Raw genomic sequence first — 15,473 nt, 5'->3', positions numbered from 1 at the left:
CAAGCGTTCAAGTACTGGCTCGCCGACCGCGACGAGGCCTGGCGCGACGCCGTGGACGTGGTCGCGATGGACGGCTTCACCGGCTTCAAGACCGCGGCTGCCGAAGAGTTGCCGGACGCGGTCGCGGTCATGGATCCGTTCCACGTGGTACGGCTGGCCGGCGACGCTCTCGACGAGTGCCGACGAGTGCCAACGACGAGTCCAGCAGGCCATCCACGGCCACCGGGGCCGCAAACACGACCCGCTCTACTCCGCTCGGCGGACCCTGCACACCAGCGCCGACCTACTCACCAGCAAGCAGGCTCAACGGCTGACCGGCCTGTTCGCGACAGATGACCACGTCGAGGTCGAAGCGAGCTGGGGGATCTGCCAGCGCATGATCGCCGCCTACCGCGAACCCGGGGCCGACGGGCTCAGACCGCAACTACACCCCGGATTGTGAAGAGCCAGAAATGGCTGCGGGCCCAACCCGTCCCGCCGGCCACCGTCGCCGAACTGCAGACGCTGCTCGACGCCTTCGTCGAGGAGTACAACCACCGCCGCCCGCATCGGTCCCTGCCGCACCGAGCCACCCCCGCGGCCGCCTACGCAGCCCGCCCGAAAGCCGGCCCGAGCACCGACCGGACCGGCGAGGTCCACCAGCGCGTCCGCACCGACCGCGTCGACCACACCGGCGTCGTCACCCTGCGCGTCAACGGCCGGCTCCACCACATCGGCATCGGACGAACCCACGCCCGAACCCACGTCCTGCTCCTCATCCACGACCTGCACATCCGCGTCGTCGACGCAGCCACCGGCGAACTCCTGCGCGAACTGATCCTCGATCCCACCCGCGACTACCAGCCCACCGGGAAACCACCCGGACCCGTCCCCAAAAGAAGCAGGTGAACCCACGAAACGTGGGTTCACCTGTCCGGGATGTCTTGAGACATCACAAGGTGCCCCCGGCAGGATTCCAACCTGCGCCCGCCTCCGGAGGCCGGTGAGGCTGCTTGTCAGCAGCCTCGTCCTCCAACATGGACAGCACTTCATCCTCGTTCGCGGCCGTCAACAGCACCTGTTATCAGGGTTTTATTGCATAAGCCATTGCACGCATAGGTGTCTGCCAGCTAGGCAGCGATGCGGCCCCGCGACCTGCAGTGCGCGGCCGATGGCCTCGGCGCGCAGCGCCGACCGGTCGGCGCTGCGCCGAAGGTCGGTGCGACAACGTGAGGACACTCGGCCTGTCGTTCGTCCACTGGGCCGGGCGCGACAACGAGCCGCGCGCGGGCACCCTCGTCAGGGCCACAGCCGGACCGGCAAGCTGGCGGCGACCTTGTCGGAGGGACGGCGCAGAATCGCCCGGATGATGCCACCGGTGGTCTCGATGTCGGCGGTGAGCGTGATGGTGCCGGTCGCGGCCGCCATCCCCTGTGGCGCCTTTGCGATCAGGTGCATCATCTTGCCGCCGACGACGTCGTGGCCCGGCACCCGGAAGTAGTCCCATGCCGGGTTGGCTTGGAACTGCCCGCTGGCGCTGATCCGGGGGAGCAGCTTCGTGTACTCGACGCCGATCTCTAGGTTTCCGACCGAGACCTCGACCGACTGAAACTTCACCGACGGACCGATGACTGCTTTGGTGTGAGCCTTTTGTTCGGCGTCGACGACGTCGGGATGCAAATCCTCGGCGAGCGGCTGGTTACCTTGGTCGTCCGGTTCGAGGGTTAGCTCGAATCGGGCCCAGTCGACGCGGCTCTTGCCGTGCTCGGGTCGGAACGAACAGGCCAGGCGGATCAGGTAGAGGTCGTAGCGCTCGAGCATCGCCTGCGTGAGGCTGGGCGGCGTGGTGCCAGCCCGTCGGTAGAGATCGTCGATGGACCAGGCCTCGGGCCGCCCGACGCTCACTTGCGGCAGCAGCCGGGCGATCTCGGCCGGGTCGGCAGCTCTGCCGACGGCGCGTTGGACCGCGCCCGGCTCAGGATCCTCGAGTTCCAGAGCACCGTCAAAGATGAGGTCTGCGGTGTCCGGGCGACTGGGCAGCAACACGGTATCTCCTTTCCGACTTCTATCCGCCGACTGTGACGAAAGCCGCCCAGTAGTACGGATGGGTGTGCTCCACGTGCGCGCGCAGGTCGTCGGCCGCGGCGTGCAGGGCCGCGGCGGGCGTCGTGCCATCGTGGCGAAGACGCTCGTGGAAGCGGGTCATCAACCGGGCAGTGGCCGCATCGTCGACCGGCCAGAGACTCACCGCGACATGGCGGGCACCGGCCAGCAGGAAGGCTTGTACCAGACCGGCAAGCTCGTCACCCGGGCTGATCTCCACCCGACCGGTGTCGCAGGCGGACAGCACGAGCAGGTCGAGGCCGGTCCGGAGATTCAGGACGTCGCGCGCTGTCAGCGGGCCGTCGGCGAGCTCGATCCCCGAGTCCAACGACGACTCCGGGTCGAACTGGGCATGGGTGGCCAGGTGGGCGATCGCGCAGCGATTGAGCTCGGCCAGTACCCGATTCCGGGTTGCCTGCGGGCCCAGCAGCGGAACCGTGTCGTAAAGCGCAGCGACAGCTGTCGCCTCGTCACGAGCGTGTGGTAGCTGACCCTGCGGGTCTCCCGCTACCAGGGCCAGCCGGACTCCGTCGGTGTCGATCGCGGGACTGCGCCGGATCTGGCGCAGGCGTAGCCCGAGCGACGGCACCATGGCGATCGCCGGTGTGCTGCCCGCCGGGCCGCGCCAGCCGCCGACGTCGGCGAGAAGCGCCCAGGGCATCTGGTAGGCGCTGCCGGATGGCGACGCCAGGATCAGGCCGGCGCCATCCAGATGGGGAGCGGCCTGCTGCAAGAGGCCGTCAACGCGTCGGTGCCAGGTGACAGCCGGACCGGGCCGGCCGTACGACCGAGCGATCTCGCGAACCAGGCGGCCCTGGGCGTCGACCCACACCGACGCCGGCAGGTCGGCCTGCACAACCTCCGGCGCGTCCCACCCGGCCCGGAGGACGAACAGCACGGTGCTGTCCTCAGTGAATGACAGAGACACGACGGCGGTGTCCGGGCCGGCCTCGGCCGCGACTTCAGCCAGGTCGTCCCAGTCCGGCGAGTCGCCTCGGCGAAGACCGACGTAATCCGCCGCCTCCGGCCCGGCGGCTTCCATCCGCGACCAGACCTGGTTGAGTTCGCGCAGACGATCAGGGCGATCTCGTACGCTCGGCGCGTCCGGCACTTCCGCCACGCGCGGCATGTCCCAAACGGATAGCAGCCGCAGCAGCTCGCGTTCCCGCTCCAGCAACGGTTCGACGGCCGCCGGAGCCGGCAGCCAGTCCCGTCCGACCAGATCGGACAGCAGCCGCGACTTCGCGCTCTCGGCCACCACCAGCGCTCGGCGCCGGCACTCAGCGGCGGCCTCCGGGCGGGCCTCGGCCCGGGTGAGCAGAGCGGCGACCAGCCGGCGATACGTGGACGACCACACCGACTGCTGACCTCGTTTGTACGGCACCGGCAGCGCCCAGAACGTGTCCTGCAGCTGCCGCCAGGCATGTTCCCAGTTGTCCACAGCACGGTCGAGGTCGGCCATCGACCCGAACGCTCGGTACCGGGTATGCAGGGCCCGGGCCAGGATGTCGTCTGCTTGGGGCCGGTCCGGTGCGTCCGCGCCTGCGTCGAGGACCGCACTCTCGAGCAGGCTGACCGCCTCGTCCAGGTCGGCTCGGTCCTGGGCCTGACGAAAGCGATCTTCCAACGCGTGCGCGAGGTTGGCCCGGGTGCCGATCCGGTCGTGGTGGCCAATCGGGGTACGGGCGAGGATTTCACGCAACATCGAGATCGCCGTGCTGGTGTCGCCGAGGTCGCCGACGTGCCGGCCCCGCTCCATCAAGCTTACGGCCAGCATCGACGTCGCCGCATCGTCGGGCGGTGCGCCGGCGAGCGGCGTGGCCACTAACTCCTTCAGCAGCGTGATCTTCCGTTGGAGGTCACCACCGTCTGGGTCACCGTGCTCTTCGTCATAGATCGTCGCCAGGAGATAGCGCAGGTTATGGCCAGCCGGATCGTCGGCAGTCAGCGTTGGCAGTAGGCCCTCGAGCTCGGCCCGCATGGCATTCAGCTCGCGAAAGTCGCGCGTCCGACCCGCCCGCCGACTGAGGGCCGACGCAATCGCGAGCAGGTAGTCGACACGTTCCACCGAGCCGGGCGGGTAAAGGTCCAGGACGGTGCGGTAGCACTCGATCGCCCGGTCCAAGTCGTCGGCGTCCAGCAGGAGGGCGCTGCGCTGCTCGAGAACCGTGCCCAGGCGATAGAGGAAGGACCCGCGGTGCGGTGCGTCCCGCGTGGTCTGGGCGACCGCCTCCGTCATGAGCGGAACCACCTCGTCCAACACCCGCGGATCTCGTCCGGGGCCGCCGCCACCCCACAGCAGGTCCACGAGCTCGACCAGGTAGTGCGGTCGATCGGGGTGGCCGAAGGGCAGCGCGTCCACCGCCGCCGCGTACGGATCGATGACCGTGCGGTCGGTCAGCACGGCCATGGGGCCCTCGACGATCCGCCGGTGCTCGATACTGAGTTGGGCCAGCAGCCGGGCGAACCGGAGCCGATCGGGATCATCGGTGTACGACTCGGCCACAGCGTCGCGCGCGGCGTCGATCGCTCGGTCGAGAATTTCACGCTGCGGGAGCACGTGGAACAGTTCGACCTGCGCCCTGGCCATCATGTACTCGAGAGCGGCCCGGCCCGGCGTAGCTACCGGAACGCTTTCGATACCGTGCCGCAGCAGGTTGATCGCCTCGGTGAACCCGGCCGGCTGCCGGTAACGGACTCCGCGCCGGATCAGTGCGTCGCCGACTGCTTCGATCACTTGCATCCGTTCGGGCCACCCGTCCGGGGACTCGGCCAGCGTGTGTCGGCCGCGGGCGATGACGCGCTCCATCGCGTCCAGCCGGTCGTCCGGACCGGCCCGCTGCTGCTCGATCCAAAACAGTTCGTTCAGGAGGATATGGCGGTCGGCCGATCCGGGTGGCAGGTCGTCGGCGAGGCTCCCCAGAATGTCGGATGCGCGATCGAGATCGTCCGGGGCTCGACGCTCGGCGAATGCTACGCCCAGGTGCCATCGGCAGGCCGTACGGTCTGCCTGGCCCGGGATGTCGAACGTCTGGCCGAGCAATTCGATCGCTCGATCGAGGTCTAGCGGCATCCTCGCGCGCTGGTAGCGCCCGTAAAGCAAGACACCGAGTTCCAGGAGCCCACGCAGCCGTTGTCCACTATCCGGCGGCCGGCTGCGCACGGCCTGCTCGGCGAGCACGACTGCAACGTCGAGGTCAGCCGGATCGCCCACGGCCAAATAGCGCTCGCGGAGGCTGCCAGCAAGGCCGACGAGGATCCGGGCGGACATCTCGGAGTCCGGATCCACGAGGTCGCGAGCCTGCTGATACAGCGTAATGGTGCGACCCTGCTCGGTCGGATCGGTGCCATCGCCCACCAGCCGGCGCAGGTCGGCCAGTTCAACCAGGCGTACAGCCCGGTCGCCTGGATCCTCGCCGCGCGGGGCGTCGCGCAGCGACGCCTCCGCCGCGGCGACCGCGCCGGGGTCCGGCGTCGACTTTCCCGGCGGCCCACGCAACGACACAATGCCTCCTCCGCGCCAACCAACACTAGTCTCGCCCCTGCCGGCCCGACAGTCCGCAAGCGAGCTGCAGCGAAAACTTGATCTTGCGATGTGGCGGTCCCCGGCGTGAAGCAGCCACTGCTCGAGGATCTTGGTTGTGTGGACCGAAGGAGGCCGTGCGGTGGTCGCACGGCAGAATACAGACCTTGATCATTGGGCGTTGGCCTTCGATGATCTGATGTCCCGGATCGGCTCGTGGTTCGTGCGGGTCAAGCTGCGACGGCGGGTGGCGGGGTTCGTGCGAGGGCTCCTGGCGGGCCAGCCGCAGGCGAACTGCTGGACGTTGGCCGAGCACGCTGGAGACGCCGGGCCGCAAGGGATGCAGCGCCTGATGTCGGCTGCGGCATGGGGACCATGAGGGCTCCAGGGCCGGTACTACTGGTCGAGCTGGTCCCGGGTCGCCAGCTAGCGCCGGAAGGTCGAGGAAGGCTTCGCCGGCGGCAAGGAACTCGCCGCTCCGGACGAACACCAGGGTCCGGACCTGGACGTCCTGGTACCGCTGGACCGCCCTCGCCCTGCTCGCCCACGTCGCCGAGTCCGCTGAGTTGCTCGGTTACACCAGACCGGGGCGCGCCAGCTGCTCCGCGACCGGTTGCTCCACCGTACGCCCGACGCTGGTCGGCCGGTCCGTCGACCAGATCGAGCAGCCGCTCACGTCGAGTTGGACACCGCCGCAGGCCCCGGCCCAGGTTAGGCGGATCTGACCAGCTCCGCGTCGATGACGAGGACGGATGGTGTCGAGTAGGGATCGACCGCTCGCAAGAGCCCATACCCGATGCCCGCGTAGCCGAGCATCAGTGATGGACTATTTCGACCGGAGGCGACGCCACATGGCCACGGCGCGTCAGGTTCGTGCGCTCCTACGAGCAGGTTCCACATCTTCACGACCTTTTCTGTATAGCTTGGGTTGCCCAGCACTTCCGTGGTGTAAAGGAGAGTTTCGGCAACTCCCGCGCGTCCGTGACAAGGCGATGCATCGACGTCCTCTGGAAGCGCTTGCAAGTACTTGAGCGTGGCATTGATTGCTCGCTCAGTGCCCAGTTGGAGAGTGGCTCCGTGTTCGGGAAGCAGACGAGATGCCCTCAGCCGAGCAAGACCGATCCCGGCCGCTCCGTGGCACCACGCGATCATGAAACGCGCCTGCACCGGAGCCCGCGGATCGTCAGATTGCGAGCGAAGCTCACGCAAGTCCGGCCAGTTCTCGTGTTCGCGGTCGTAGAGTCGATCCTCGTAAGCGAAGGCGGCAAGCCCTCCCTCGATCAGGTCATGACGTGAACTATGGGCACCGGTTTCGATCAGAGCGAGTCCGATGCCCGACGCGCCGTGGGCAAATCCGCACAGGGGTGTCGGACCGGCCCCTGGACCGCAGGCGCGATCATTTTCCCAGGACCATGCCCCGTCGGCCTTGCTGGCTGTCGTGGCCAGTTCCTCGGCGAGCGCGATGGTGCGCTCCTGCAGTCGTTGGTCGCCAGCGAGACTGGCGAGCCGCAAGAGTGGAGCAACCACACCGGCGTTGCCGCTCATGACATCAAGAAGGTTGCTGTTACCGCGCGACGACGCAGCCCGGGATGCGAGTCGAATACCGGCATTGACCAGCCGCTCGTCGTCGGTGAGGATACCGACTCGCGTAGCGGCGTACGCGATCCCAACGGATCCGTTGTAGAAGCCTTCTCGGAGGTCGCCGTGCGGGTCATTGGCCTTCCACAAGGCGTGTTGGATCGCGCCGCGAGCGGTCATCCCGACCTCTTCAAGCCTTGTCTTCGCGAAGAGTTCGGCCAGGAACAGGCCTATACCTGCGGTGCCGGCGTAGAGATCTGGGCCGAGTGCCATGACCATAGGAGTAAGTGGCATCCCGGGCTCCGTCGCCTCACGAGGGCTTCGTCCCACCCAGTTGCAGCGCCCTCTGTGCCAGTACGCGTTCGAGCACAGCTCTAGGCCGATGGTCGTCGCCGCATTTAGCAGGGCGACCCGAGCCTGCTTCACGTGCCACCGAAGGTTCCGGCGGGGGCGGACCGTGGCGGCCACGCGTACCGCACCTTCGAACCTGCGCTCGACCACGGCCGAGTCAGGACTAGTCCGTCCTCGGCGAAGCGCGAGGCAATCGAGTCCACGACGTCACCTAGTGATGTTCTCTTGCCTTGAAACGCCCGTACTAGGCCTTCAGCGACGAGTTCGCAACGGTGTTGGCCAAAGCTTCTCCCACCGCCGGGATCCTCGGCAACGGCAAGTCCGGGGGCTAACCGCTTCGTAAACATTGGGGTGGTGGGACGTAGGTGCGTTGACATCGCCTCGTAGATGCCATCGACTAGAGTCATTACAGTCGACAAGTCGGTTAGCGTTACATAGAGAACACCAGCGTCCGCACGGAAATAGGCGGTCGGTCTGCTAAGTACCTTTGCCCGAAAGGCGACGCCAGCGGCATTGAACCTTTGCGTCAGCTCGCGTATCCATAAGGGCGCCGCACTTGACGTCAGGTGCCAGTAAAATCGAATCAGGCGAACCGGAACGTCGTCGTTGCCGTCGGGTTGGTCCGCGTCGCCCAAAATGGTATAAAATCCCGGGAGCATCTCACGCAGTTCCTTGCCCAGCGAAAGCCGACCGACACCTCCAACATAAGCGGTTCCGTCGGCCGGCCTGAATTGACGGGGGGACGCCCACAGCATGAGATCGTCAGGGTGCTTGTGTACTAACACCGTACCGTCGTCTTCAAGCGCGGTTACAGCCCAGCCAGGATCCCAGGTGCCGGTGCCGCAGTTGGCTCGCGAGAGGCTATCAACGAAGACGCGAGTTGCCCGCGCATCATGGGCAGCTGTTGATGGTGGCCTTGATGGTCTGCAGTACAGTCGTTGATAGAGCATATTCGCGAGGCGAGCGCGAATCTCATCGATGTCGCTGTGTGTCGGTGTCACTTCGTGTATCTCATCAAGAACGGAGAAGCGACAGCTGGTATAGATATGAACAGCGTCGACGACTTCGCGCACATCTGCAGTACTACGCGCCATAACTGGGCTTCCTCCAGGGTAGGGGAAGACCGAACAGGTGGAGGGATGCGTCCCGAGGGTCGCTCAAGATGTTCAGGGCGAGCTGCAGCATGCCGTAGGCAACATTCGGCGGATTCTGTGTGCTCAAAGATAACTCGTAGGCACCTTGCACCATTCGCGCAGCCGAGAGGCGAACCGAGCGGAGCAGGAAGGAGTTGAGCACGCTAGCCTCCATCTCCGCAGCCGCGCGATAAGCATTCCAAAACGCTCTGATCGCAGGATGCAGTTTCGCTAGGGGAATCTGTGCGCCTTGTAGCATCTCTTCGGGCGTCAGGTCGCCGCTTAATGGAACCGACAGCAGCCAGTAATCCAAGAAGTCGCGGAACACACTACCGACATCCCAAGCAGCGTCACCGACGCTGATGAGTTCCCAATCGACGATGTGAACGCCGACACCGCCGTCAGCGGTTGTCGTAACGAGCAGGTTGTCGCCCTTGAGGTCGTTGTGGATGATTGTGTCAGCTGTCCAATCCCTTCGTAGCCCGTCGAGGGCTGTGACCATCGTTCGGTCTATCTGGATCAACTTGAGGACCTGCAGGTTGGCTGGACTCAGGCGCGCGAACATATCCGGCGTCGGTCGGTGGGCGAGGAGAACCCATGGCGGGTATGTCGGGAGACCTGCGATCCACGGCAGGGAGTGTGACGATGGTTGCCGGAAGGTCCGATGAATTGTGCCGATGGCCGTACCAAGAGCGGCCGCCGACTCGGATGGCAAGGTAGACGCCGCGGCGTAGTGCGCCCACAACGTCTGACCGTCGATCAATTCCGTTAGCAACAAGCTTCGATCCGCGTCCCAATGGTGGAGCTTGGGAATGACGGCTCGCACGTCGGTCAAGTCGGGGTCGATTTGGCACTGATTGTAGAAGGCCGCCTCAGAATGAACGGTTCTTTCCGTTGTGGACTCGCCCGCACCTGCCTGCTTAAGCAGATGACTAGGGCCCGATCGACGGACGATCTTCAGATTCTGATTACGCCGGCCGACATCGATGACCTCAACGTCGCTCGCAACGATTGCGGCTACGCTTAGTACACCTTGTTCGATGAGGTACGAGACAACGGTGTCGACCGTTAGATTCGAAGACTCACCTCGGACAGACGTCACGCGACCACACTGGACCCTGACAAATTGCGGGGGGCGGCGCGAGGCTGCAATCATACGTCCGGCACTCAACGGGTCGTACCGAGACGCAGTCGTGGCCACAGGTATATCCCGCGCAAGTAAAGTCGCACGAGTTGACTGTTGCAAACTCGGGAGGTGGGCATTCGCCAAACACTACAGTGCAGGGCCAGACGGTCGGGAGGCATCCCTCCCAGTTTAAGGAGCAAGGGTAGAGCGAATCTTGCCCTTGCGGTCCCGCGGCCCGGCGAGGCAAGGAGTGAAAAGGGACCGCTGGTCCGCTGGCCATTCTTGCTGACACCCGGCCAGCGAGAAAGCGTGCTTCGAGCGATATCCGGTGACTTACGCATCGCTCAACTCGTGCATTCGCCTTGACCCAGATCGCGGACCCGTCATTTGGCAACTCGTCAGCGGACGCATCTTCGACGTGCACGATGTCGTCCTCATGGATCGCATAGTAGACCGAGAGATCATCAAGGTCTGGATAGAATTTGACGACGCCCTCAACGGTACTACCAAAATAGCCGAGAAGTTTCAAGACGGACTGGTCGGATTCGCCCGAAAGTTTCTCAACGAGTCGATGTGGCCGATACTTTGGATTCGCCATCTGGCCTCCAGAAATCGCCAAAAACGCTACCCTGAGGCGCGGTATCTGTCAAGAAGCTATGGCGTGCCGAACGATCCGGTGTCAGGTTCGGTCAGGCCGCGTGGTGGCGGGTTTGGTCGTGGTGGTCTCGTACTCGACGGAGGCAACCGGTCGAGCGCGGTTTAACAGCGACGCCGGTGATCGGTGCGTTAGATCCACGTCACACTCGCGATCCGCAGGTCCCGGCGGGGACCCACCGACGACGGTCGAGCACGTTGTTCTGTAGCAGCCGAAACGCCGACCCGCCGAGCCACTTGAGCGGCGCCTTGCTCGGGGCTGCCACCTCGAATGACGCGTCGAAGTCCTGAGGGTTCAGCAGGTAGAAGCGCTGCGCGGTGGCGAGCGCCGGTACGACCATGTAGAGCACCTTTCCCTCGCGAAGTGCCTGGACCCGTATGGGCAACTGTGCCCGATCGGGATTCGCCTTAACGACGCGCGTGGCCTTCCATTCCGGAAGATCAGCCAGCCGGGCGGCAGCTTCACCAGCCCCTACGAACGCTGGGATGTGTCCGGCTGCCCCTGGTGGTTGGACTACTCCGTGTTCGTCGGGTAGAGCCCACACACGCTCGCGGATCGCCTGCTTCGTCTTGTCGATGTCGTCCGTCACACTGCTGACGTGGTACGCCGTTGCTGCCTCGGTTGTCGAGTCGACCGAAGGTAGCGCGGATGTGCCGGGCAGGTTGGAGTTGGCTCAGTCGGCCGCGTCCTATCTCGGGAGCGCGGGACACCGGACCACGGCGCTCGGCGTGCTCGAAGAGGCGCTGGCCGGGCGCGCCAACAGCGTGGAACTGGTGCCTGCCTTGCTCAGCAGGGGCTGGCTGCGCATGCACGCCGGCGATACCGACGAAGCGTTGCGCGACTTCGAACGCGCCAGGCACCTGGTCCCACCCGGAGACGAACTGCTTCTTGGCCGCACCCTGGCACGGCATGCGCTGGTGCTGCTGCCGTACTCCCGGGCGTCGTCGTCGCTCAGTCCTTCGAGAGCTAACCCCGGTCTTTCAGTAAGCCGTTGATCCGTGGCGGTGGACGGGGTCGATGGGTGCGGGCAGTTGTTGGGCGTGAGGGATCAGCCGGCGTGCCGGCTGTTCCGTTGTCCTTTAGTTGTGGGTGGTCAGGGCCTGGTTGTTCAGGTGCGTAGCGGGTGCGGGATCAGGCGAGACGGGCGAACGCGGCAGCGAGATCGCGAGCCCAGGTCCAGTGCTCGGCCAGCCGGACGTAGGTCCGGCGTTGGCCTCGGGTGATGCAGGCCGCGGTGTGCAGGAGCCGGTAGCGCAGCGCTTTAGGTTCACACGTGGCCAGGTCGCCGTCGAGCAGGAGGTGCTGGGCCCAGGCGATCAGGTCGATCGCGGTCAGCGCGAGTTCCAGCCAGGCCGCGTTGAGCGCGAACAGCCGCGACGGGGAACCGGCCGATGCCGGTGTCCTTGCCGCAGCGGATCCGGTCTTCGACCCGGGCATGGGCACGGTGTCTGGCCTCGAGATGGGCGAGCTGGCCGCGGGGTGTATCGGTGGCGAAAGCCTGGTAGCGCAGCCCGTCACGCTGGTCGAACAGCGACAACTAGGCGCCCGGATGAGGTCGTTCACGGCGCACGATCACCCGCATCCCGGCCGGCCAGCCGGCACCGGTCAGGCCGTCAAGGAAGCCGGTGACCTCCGCGACGTCGGCGCCGTCACGGACCGACCCGTCGGTCTCGATCGCAGGCGTCCACGCCGTCTTGGGGAGCGCGTCGATCGCGGCCTGGACCGCGCGAGTCATGGTGAACCCGACCGAGAACTCCACGTCCAGGTTCTGATTGCGCAGCCCGCGCAGGTGCGCCAGCCAGTCTCTGGTGGCACCCGCCCCGTCGGCCCGGACCAGGATCGGGCGGCCATACCGCAGCGTGTCGGGGATCTGGGCCAGCGCCAGATCGGTCACCGTGATGTGGTCGACCGCAGTGTTGCTGCCCGCGTTGCCCGGGCGCAGCAGCCCGGCCAGTGCTTCGCCGGTGTTGTCGAGGAACGCCAGCACCGGGTGGTACCCGAAACCGCCTTTGAACGTGGCCGCCGCCGACTCTTTCTCGCTGTGACACCTCACCAGGCTGGCGTCGATGACCAGACCCGGCAGCAGGCGCCCACCCGCGGACGGCAACACCCGCCCGAGCTCGGCCCGAGCCAGCCAGGCACGCTCCCGAGCCACCGCGCGCGCCTGCCGCAGCCGACCCAACACGGTCTCGTCGACACCATCCAAGACCCGCCACGCCGTGGCCGTCGAGGCAGCCGCGCCGAACAACTCCGGCCGGTCCCGCAACACCGCCAGGTCCGAGATCGCCTCGCCGCCATCGGCAAGCATCACCGCGACATCGACCAGCACCCGGCCCGGATCATGCCTCGAGCGGCGCCGCCGCAGCCCACCCAACGCCTCACTGAACGCCTGCGGCACACCGGTCACATCGGCCAGATCCGCGAGCAGCCTCGACCCGGCATGCGAGGCGACACCCCGCCCATCGGCCGTCACCGTGACCACCGGACGCGTCGTTGTATTCTGCACCTACGAAGTGCCTTCCCGCTTGGACCATTCTGAGTCTTAGACACACCCAGAACCCCTCGCAGGCAAGGCACTTCCCTACATCTACGACGCGTGTCGACTCCGCGACCACATCGTTATTGCAACGTCGGGGCTAGCCACCCCATTCCCCGGCACCGGTCGGCGACGTCAGCTCGGCACGTCCCTGAAGCGGATGGCGGGATCAGATTCCACCTGATCAGGACCTTGTCACCCGAGTTCAGATCGTTGTAAATGTCGATCATGTCTCGCAGGAGCTCGAAATCGCCGATCGGGCCGTTGAGGTGTGAAAACGCATTTCCCACCTCTGTTCTGATCCGGTAGGTCCGTTCACCGAGTTCGACCTCGAGCTCCTTCATTGATCTCCCGTCCGCTCAGCTACTGCCTGACAACTGCCTCGATCCCCAACACGATTGATCGACCGAACTCACCCGAGTGTTACGACAAACCGGTCGGAGAACAACTGTTTGATTCGTACGGGTGTATTCCGGCTTGTGAGTGTGTTGGGGAGGTATTTGGGTTGTACTGGCGCGATCCGAGGGGCAACCTGAAAGCTAGGCAGGGGGCGCGGGATGCATGGGATGTGGGTCGGGGTAGCTGGATTGGCGCTCAGCGCAGTGACGGTTCTGCCTGCCTGTGCGGAGCGGGATGCGCCGGTGGCCGGTCCCAGGGCGTCCTCGCCGACTGAATCGACGAGCCAGCAGATTCAGGGGACGATCACGCCTCCAGCGCGGACGACCCCCACCACGTCCGGGCACACCAAGTCGACCGATACGTCACCGGCCGAGCCGAGCTCACCGGCACCGTCGACCAGCACCAGCTCGACGTCGACCACGACTCGGCCACCGTCGACCAAGACTCGATCCCGGCCGCGGTTCGTCGAATGGATTGTCGGGCTGGGTGTCGCCGGCGGGGTTGACATCCCGGAGGAATCCTTTGTTGCGTTGCTGGCGGACCAGAGCTGTGCAGACGCACGGCAAATCGCCAGGGACCCGGACCAGCCATTGCCCTCATACTACGACGCGGCCGCCGCAGCCTGTCTCGCCGCCACCAGCGGGAACGCACAACTGTGGGCGCTTGCGAGCCGAGCATCCGCTCAATCGTTGCACCCGCGGGACTGCATCGATCGTGCCGTGATCGCGTTCCTGCGCAGACTCGTCAACGCACACAAGCAACATCCAGCCGTGCAGTTGCGGCCGACGCGCGCTCGGGTTGGAGAGGCGTTTCCTTGCCCACGGATTCTCCAGGTCTCGCCGGAGCACGGCTCGTCGCAAGGTGGATACCCAGTTCGCGTGTTCGGAGTTCATCTCCCAGCCACCGTTGTGATTCATTTCGACCAGGGCATTGACCTCGAATCGCACGACACCCGGATCACGGTCCGATCGGAAATGGGCGGTACGAGCGCAGTCATCACCGTGCCTCCTCGCCTCCAAGGTGCGGACCGGGACGTGACCATCTATCCCGAAGGATGGCCGCTCGCGCCGTTCAGTGGCGCGCAGTTCACCTACGACGATCCGCCGGCGACCTCGTCCAGCCGGCCGAGCACGAGCCGAACCTCGCCCCGGTGACTGAGTCCGGCGGAAGTGGAACGCCGCACTGGGTGCGGTCGCTGGCCACAATCGGGTCGCCGATCGCCCTCGCCACCGCACTGTTGTTCTACTTCGGTTGGGTACGTACGCGTTTCCAGGCCCGCGCTCTGGGCTATGACCCTGCCATCCTGCAACTGTCCGTTCAAGACTATCTCCTCAAGAGCGTCAACGTGCTCTTCCTGCCGTTCGTCGTACTCGTGCTCGTCGTTCTGGTCCTCCACCATCAACATCGCCGGCTGGTCGCCGCCGCCCGTAGAAGCGATCGGGTCCGCGCCTCAGCGAGCCGAGCGGGACGGCTGTTGGTGTGGTCGTGGCCGATCTGGCTGCTGACCGCAGGCGTGATGCTCGCACTGCCGGCGACCCGCTTCATCGCCGTTCCCATCAGCCTGTCCATCGGTCTGCTCCTGGCGCTGTACGGGAGCACTCTCACGCGCACCGTGGGTTCCGGAGCGAGCTGGCCTCGACCTACATCGATCATCGTGTATGTCCTGCTGGCCTTCGCGATCTTCTGGGACACCGAACGCATCGCACGAGCCACCGGGGAGGCATTCGCCCAAGACATCCTCGTCTACCCCTGGCAACTCATTGCCGTCACGGTGTACAGCGAGAAACGACTCGAGCTCGCCGTACCAGGCGTCACCGAATCGGAGCTCCGGCCGGACTCGGCGTACCACTTCCGCTACACCGGACTCCGCCTGCTCGAGGGGTCTCACGACCGCTATGTGCTATTGGGCGCGAACGGCGGCAACATCGTCGTCCTGAAAGACGAACAGGGCCTGCGCTTCGAGTTCTCGCGGTAGCTGCGGGCGAGCAGGCCGTGCTGCACCTCCTGTACGCGCGCTTCTGGCAGAAGGTGCTGTACGACTTGGGGCACGTGTCGGCGTCCGAGCCGTTCGCCCGGCTGTTCAACCAGGG

13 protein-coding genes and 1 pseudogene are annotated in these 15,473 nt (G+C 65.7%); 6 read left to right on the top strand and 8 right to left on the bottom strand.

Translation table 11 applies throughout. From position 1 onward, the window contains the following. Positions 1-51: 51 nt before the first annotated feature. Positions 52-336, top strand: coding sequence for a transposase (locus tag EV648_RS42145; protein WP_370452785.1), 285 nt, complete (start codon positions 52-54; stop codon positions 334-336). 102 nt (positions 337-438) lie between these two features. Further along, a complete protein-coding gene (locus EV648_RS42140) occupies positions 439-888 on the top strand; it encodes an integrase core domain-containing protein (protein WP_158294240.1) in 450 nt (149 codons plus the stop codon). Between the two features lie 390 nt (positions 889-1,278). On the opposite strand, the gene EV648_RS42135 is transcribed toward EV648_RS42140, so the two are convergent. Next, positions 1,279-1,884, bottom strand: a complete 606-nt coding sequence (locus EV648_RS42135; RefSeq protein ID WP_206751971.1) for a hypothetical protein — start codon at positions 1,882-1,884, stop codon at positions 1,279-1,281. Positions 1,885-2,044: 160 nt separating this feature from the next. After that, on the bottom strand, positions 2,045-5,587 hold the full coding sequence (locus EV648_RS42130; protein ID WP_132302076.1) for a CHAT domain-containing protein: 3,543 nt from the start codon (positions 5,585-5,587) through the stop codon (positions 2,045-2,047). A 199-nt stretch (positions 5,588-5,786) separates the two neighbouring features. On the opposite strand from EV648_RS42130, the gene EV648_RS42125 reads away from it, so the two are divergent. Further along, entirely contained in the window at positions 5,787-5,984 is a 198-nt protein-coding gene (locus tag EV648_RS42125) for a hypothetical protein (protein WP_132302074.1), read from the top strand. Positions 5,985-6,316: 332 nt separating this feature from the next. Here the strand turns inward: EV648_RS42125 and EV648_RS42120 are convergent, their stop codons facing one another. The 3 genes from EV648_RS42120 to EV648_RS42115 form a co-directional block, all read right to left on the bottom strand. Beyond that, positions 6,317-7,456 carry a lanthionine synthetase LanC family protein gene (locus EV648_RS42120; protein WP_158294239.1) on the bottom strand — a complete coding sequence of 380 codons (1,140 nt, stop codon included), beginning with the start codon at positions 7,454-7,456 and terminating at the stop codon, positions 6,317-6,319. 149 nt (positions 7,457-7,605) lie between these two features. Next, positions 7,606-8,193, bottom strand: coding sequence for a T3SS effector HopA1 family protein (locus tag EV648_RS45540; protein WP_370452784.1), 588 nt, complete (start codon positions 8,191-8,193; stop codon positions 7,606-7,608). 424 nt (positions 8,194-8,617) lie between these two features. Next, positions 8,618-9,769: a phosphotransferase family protein gene (locus tag EV648_RS42115; RefSeq protein WP_158294237.1), complete on the bottom strand. Its 1,152-nt coding sequence runs from the start codon at positions 9,767-9,769 to the stop codon at positions 8,618-8,620. 352 nt (positions 9,770-10,121) lie between these two features. Between EV648_RS42115 and EV648_RS42110 the strand changes: the two genes are divergently transcribed. Next, positions 10,122-10,556, top strand: coding sequence for a hypothetical protein (locus EV648_RS42110; protein WP_132302068.1), 435 nt, complete (start codon positions 10,122-10,124; stop codon positions 10,554-10,556). A gap of 34 nt (positions 10,557-10,590) precedes the next feature. Here EV648_RS42110 and EV648_RS42105 read toward each other — a convergent pair whose 3' ends face one another. Continuing rightward, complete coding sequence (locus EV648_RS42105; RefSeq protein WP_132302066.1) at positions 10,591-10,788, bottom strand: hypothetical protein; 198 nt, start codon at positions 10,786-10,788, stop codon at positions 10,591-10,593. Between the two features lie 235 nt (positions 10,789-11,023). Here EV648_RS42105 and EV648_RS42100 point away from each other — a divergent pair, with 235 nt between their 5' ends. Continuing rightward, positions 11,024-11,443 (top strand): hypothetical protein, encoded by a 420-nt coding sequence (locus EV648_RS42100; protein WP_206751969.1) that lies wholly within the window; start codon positions 11,024-11,026, stop codon positions 11,441-11,443. Positions 11,444-11,579: 136 nt separating this feature from the next. On the opposite strand, the pseudogene EV648_RS42095 reads toward EV648_RS42100, so the two are convergent. After that, a pseudogene (locus EV648_RS42095) lies at positions 11,580-12,954 on the bottom strand (IS1380 family transposase). A gap of 721 nt (positions 12,955-13,675) precedes the next feature. Next, the gene (locus EV648_RS43705) at positions 13,676-13,891 is read right to left on the bottom strand and encodes a hypothetical protein (protein ID WP_132302062.1); all 216 of its coding nucleotides are present in this window, start codon (positions 13,889-13,891) and stop codon (positions 13,676-13,678) included. A 642-nt stretch (positions 13,892-14,533) separates the two neighbouring features. Here EV648_RS43705 and EV648_RS43655 point away from each other — a divergent pair. Continuing rightward, positions 14,534-15,358, top strand: a complete 825-nt coding sequence (locus EV648_RS43655; protein WP_199235154.1) for a hypothetical protein — start codon at positions 14,534-14,536, stop codon at positions 15,356-15,358. Positions 15,359-15,473: the final 115 nt, after the last annotated feature.

Source organism: Kribbella sp. VKM Ac-2568 (genome assembly GCF_004345365.1).
Lineage (GTDB): Bacteria > Actinomycetota > Actinomycetes > Propionibacteriales > Kribbellaceae > Kribbella > Kribbella orskensis.
Note: the sequence above shows the minus strand (reverse complement) of the source record. Positions and strands in the feature narration are given on the sequence as shown.